The sequence below is a fragment of the Acidovorax sp. KPB24-03 genome, from assembly GCF_057546605.1.
The window spans coordinates 1-4,680 of record NZ_BAAJYR010000272.1 but is presented as its reverse complement, the minus strand read 5'-3'; the positions used below and the strand labels follow the sequence as shown (position 1 = coordinate 4,680).

At 69.9% G+C, this 4,680-nt stretch carries 3 protein-coding genes and 2 pseudogenes; all 5 read left to right on the top strand.

Translation table 11 applies throughout. From position 1 onward, the window contains the following. Positions 1-209, top strand: a pseudogene (locus tag AC27KI_RS18945) (DNA repair protein RecO); the annotation flags it as partial. Further along, positions 206-984: pseudogene (locus AC27KI_RS18940) on the top strand (pyridoxine 5'-phosphate synthase). The pseudogenes AC27KI_RS18945 and AC27KI_RS18940, both read left to right, overlap by 4 nt. 57 nt (positions 985-1,041) lie before the next feature. Next, positions 1,042-1,434, top strand: coding sequence for a holo-ACP synthase (gene acpS, locus AC27KI_RS18935; protein ID WP_284407044.1), 393 nt, complete (start codon positions 1,042-1,044; stop codon positions 1,432-1,434). A gap of 60 nt (positions 1,435-1,494) precedes the next feature. Then, positions 1,495-2,658 (top strand): beta-N-acetylhexosaminidase, encoded by a 1,164-nt coding sequence (gene nagZ, locus AC27KI_RS18930; RefSeq protein ID WP_487090385.1) that lies wholly within the window; start codon positions 1,495-1,497, stop codon positions 2,656-2,658. A gap of 559 nt (positions 2,659-3,217) precedes the next feature. After that, positions 3,218-4,680: DUF3300 domain-containing protein (locus tag AC27KI_RS18925; RefSeq protein WP_487115255.1), on the top strand; the 1,463-nt coding region annotated here is incomplete at its 3' end.

Genomic DNA, 4,680 nt, shown 5'->3' with positions numbered 1-4,680 from the left:
CGCTGGCCGGCGCGCAATGGCTGGCGCTGCAGCGCGCGCTGGAGGCGGGCGAGGGCGCCAGCTACACCGCCACGCTGCGCGTGATCGCCCAGGCCGGCACGCCGATGGCGGCCGAACTCAAACCCCAGTTGCGCACGCTGCTGCAATACCATTGCGGCAGCCCGGTGCTGCGCACGCGCCAGCTCATGATGGACCTGCAATCGCTATGACCCTTTCCTCCGCCGCTCCCGCCCGCACCGCCCTGTCGGTCAATGTCAACAAGGTGGCCCTGGTGCGCAACACGCGCCACCTGGGCATTCCCAGCGTCACGCGCGCTTCGCTGCTGTGCCTGCAGGCGGGCGCCCAGGGCATCACGGTGCATCCGCGGCCGGACGAGCGCCACATCCGGGCTGGCGACGTGCACGACCTGGCCGCGCTGATGAAGGACTGGCCGGACCGCGAATTCAACATCGAGGGCAACCCGTCGCAGAACCTCATGGATTTCATCCGCGAGGTGCGGCCGCAGCAGGCCACCTTCGTGCCCGACAGCGAAGACCAGTTCACCAGCGACCACGGCTGGAGCTTTCCGCAGGATGCCGAGCGGCTGGCGCCGCTGATCGCCGAATGCCGCCGACTGGGCGTGCGCGTGAGCCTGTTCATGGACCCGCTGCCCGCCCAGATGGCCGCCGCCCGCGCCGTGGGCGCCGACCGCGTGGAGCTGTACACCGAGCCCTATGCCGCCGCCTGGGGCACCGGAGGCCAGGCCGCCGAACTGGAGCGCTACCGCGCGGCGCCCAGGCCGCCCTGGATGCCGGCCTGGGCGTGAACGCCGGGCACGACCTGAACCGCGACAACCTGGCCGCCTTCGTGCAGGGCGTGCCCGGATTGTTGGAGGTGTCCATCGGCCACGCGCTCATCGCCGACGCGCTGGAATTGGGCTATGCCGCCACGGTGCAGGCCTACCAGCGCTGCATCGAAGAGGGCATGGCTGCCAAATGCTCCTGATTTGATAGCAATATGCCGGCGATTTTCATGCCTTGGAGGCAGATTGGACCCTGAAACATGATCTACGGCATCGGCACCGATATCTGCGACATCCGCCGCATCCGCGCCAGCCTGGAGCGCCACGGCGACCGCTTCGCCGAGAAGGTGCTGGCCGAGGGCGAGCTGTCCACCTGGCGCGAGCGTGGCGCGCGCTGGCCCGAACGCGGCGTGCGCTACCTCGCCACCCGGTTCTCGGCCAAGGAGGCTTTCAGCAAGGCCATCGGCATGGGGATGCGCATGCCCATGACCTGGCGGCACTGCGAGGTGGCCAAGCTGCCCAGCGGGCAGCCGGTGATCGTGCTGCACGGCGCGCTCAAGGAATGGTTCGAGGCCCAGGGCCTGCAGTGCCACCTGAGCGTGACCGACGAATCCGACTACGCGGCGAGCTTTTGCGTGGTCGAAAAGAAATAAGGTCCCACCGCAATGCGGTATTGCCTGGATTGCTATTAAAAAGTGAGTGAACCCCTGGCCATGACTTTCGAACACGCCCCCCTCATCCTCGACGTTGCCGGCACCGAACTCACCGCGGCGGACCGCCGCCGCCTGGCCCACCCGCTCACGGGCGGCGTGATCCTGTTCACGCGCAACTGGCAGGATCGCGCCCAGTTGCTGGCGCTCACCAGCGCCATCAAGGCCGTGCGGGACGATCTGCTGATCTGCGTGGACCACGAAGGCGGCCGCGTGCAGCGCTTTCGCAGCGATGGCTTCACCCAGCTGCCGCCCATGCGGGCGTTCGGCGAGCTGTGGATGCAGGGCGACGGCCGGGGCGCCAAGGCCGTGCCCGGCAGCGGCGCGCTGCGCGCCACCAATGCGGCGACCGCCGCCGGCTACGTGCTGGGCAGCGAGCTGCGGTCGTGCGGCGTGGACTTCAGCTTCACGCCGGTGCTGGACCTCGACTGGTCCGATGAGGCGCCCCGAGGCAACGCGGGACGCGTGCAGCGGCCCGGCGCTTCCCGCAGCAGCGTGATCGGCGACCGGGCCTTCCACCGCGATCCGCGCGTGGTGGCCCTGCTGGCCAAGAGCCTCATGCACGGTCTGCTGCAGGCGGGCATGGCCAATTGCGGCAAGCACTTTCCGGGGCATGGCTTCGTTCGCGCCGATTCGCACACGGACATTCCCGTGGACCCGCGCAGCCTGAAAGCCCTGCTGGCTGACGACGCGGCGCCGTACCCCTGGCTGTCGAGCACGCTCACCAGCGTGATGCCTGCCCACGTGATCTATCCCAAGGTGGACAGCCGGCCGGCGGGTTTTTCGCGGCGCTGGCTGCAGGACATCCTGCGCCAGCAACTGCGTTTCGACGGGGCGGTCTTCAGCGACGACCTGAGCATGGAAGGCGCGCGCCGCATCGAGGGCCAGACGGTGAGCTACACCGATGCGGCCGTGGCGGCGCTCGATGCGGGCTGCGACCTGGTGCTGCTGTGCAACCAGAGCCTCGTGGGCGAGGGCGACCGCCAAGGCGAAGCGCTGGACGAACTGCTGGCGGGATTGCAGCAGGCCCGTGACGATGGCCGCTGGCATGCCAGCCCCGACAGCGAATCCCGCCGCGTGGCGCTGCTGCCGGAGACGCTGCCGCAGCCGTGGGACGAACTGATGCTGCAGCCCGCCTACCTGCAGGCGCTCGAACTGTTGCCGTGAGCGGGGCGGCTTTCTCGGCGCATTGGTAACCAATCGTTGTTCGGCCTATCGCTGCGTCCGGTGGCTGGCTGGTGCCTTCAAAGGGAAAAGTCGCCTCCCGCACTGCCATTAACCGCGAAAAACGCTGCTTCCAGCCTTCGCAGTGACTGGCACCGGGGCGAGGGCCGACAGCGCGCGACGAACATTGGCCTACAACTGGCGGTCAACGCGAGGCATAACGTGCCGTTCTGAAGAGACCATCTGCCGACGAAGTGCCGACGCACGCCGGACCGGGTTTTCGCATCGGCCCACGGTGGATGGTTCAGGAGAAAAACCATGGCGCCCCTTGCAGACCCCCGTGCTTCCCAAACCCACGCCGCCTTGCCGCTCCAACCGGCGGCGACCGCACCCACATCCCTCCGCACTGCGGGCCTGCAGCGCGCATCGCGCGGCATGGCGCTGTCGCTCATCGCCGTTTGCGCCCTGACCGCCTGCAATCGCCAGAACGCTTCTCCGAGGGTGCCGCCGCCCGCGCCATCCGCCGCGGCAGCGCCCGTGGCTGCGCCGGAGGCCGCGCCCCGTGGCCGTCCGCTACACGCCTCCCAGCGCGGATGCGCTCTACCAGATGGTTGCTCCCATCGCGCTGTATCCGGACAAGCTGGTGGCGCAGGTGCTGGCCGGTGCGACCTACCCCGACCAAGTCACGGCCGCGGAAACCTGGCTGGGGCAAAACCCGTCGCTGAAGGCTGCCGCGCTGACGGATGCGGTGGACCAGCAACCGTGGGACCCGAGCATCAAGTCGCTGACCGCCTTCCCGAACGTGCTGGAGCAGATGGCCTCCAACCTGCCCTGGACGGTGGCGCTGGGCAAGGCCTACTACAACGACCCGACGGACGTGATGAACGCCATCCAGGTCATGCGCTCGCGCGCCAGCAAGGCGGGCACGCTCAAAAGCTCGCCGCACCTGCGCGTGGCCACCGTCACGGCCGCGCAGCCGAGCCCACCGCCACCGGCGGACCTGCAGCAACCCGTGGCCGTCTATAGCGGGCCCACGGTGGTGGTGCCGCCGCCCACCTACATCTCCATCGAACCGGCCGACGTCCAGGCGGTGTACGTGCCGCGCTATGACCCGCAGGTGGTCTATGGCACGCCGGTGCCGCTGTACTCGAGCTATCGCTGGGCCGCGCCCGCCCCGGTCTATTCGTCAGGGGTGGCCGTGGGGCCCGACCCCGTGGCCGTGGGCGCGCTGGCCTTCGGCGCCGGCGTGCTGGTGGGCGCGGTCGCATCGCACCACCACCATTGGGGCTGGGATGCCTGGGGCGTCAACTGGGGTCGGCCACCGGAGCGCGCGGCCTGGGCCCAGGGCGCGCCCTTGCCACCGCCGCCGGTGGTGCGTCCCGCCGTGGTGTACCGGGGCAACACCTACATCTCGCAGTCCCGCACGGTGGTGGAGAACATCCACAACCGCGTCACCGTGAACAACATCTACGAGCGTGCGCCGGACGGCGGCCGTCCTGCGGCCGTGGCGGCCGCGATGCCGGCAGCGCCGGCCGCTCCGATGCCGGCCATGAATCCGATGGCATCGCGTGTCCCGCCAGACCGCGACCACCATGCCATGGCGCAGGCGGCCATGCTGCCGCACGCTCCGGGCCAGGACCGGCATCTTGTGCCGCCAGGCCAGTCTGCCGTGGTGCCATCGCCGCAGGTTCAGGCCATGGTGCCTCCGCAGCGACCCCAGGGGGCGCGTGAATTCCAGAACGCCGGGCGCGCGGAGGAGCGGGTGCATGCCCCGCGGGCAGCGCTGCCCAGCGTTCCTGGCCAACCCCCAATGCAGGCCCATGCTGCTGCAGACCCGCGGGCAGTGCCCGGGGCAGCACAGCCGCACCGCGAGGTGGCGTTGCCGTCCAACAGGCCGGAAGGGATGGCGCCGCACGCGCTGACCGCACCAGGGGCGTGCCGGGCGCTTCGAGCCGGGAGCCCCATCGGGAGAATCCGCGCGTACAGATGGGGGCCGGCCCCGGCGCACAGGCACAGGCACAGGCA

Coding starts and splice junctions, on each gene's coding strand:
- acpS (WP_284407044.1), top strand. CDS start 1,042: ATGATCTACGGCATCGGCACCGATATCTGCGACATCCGCCGCATCCGC.
- nagZ (WP_487090385.1), top strand. CDS start 1,495: ATGACTTTCGAACACGCCCCCCTCATCCTCGACGTTGCCGGCACCGAA.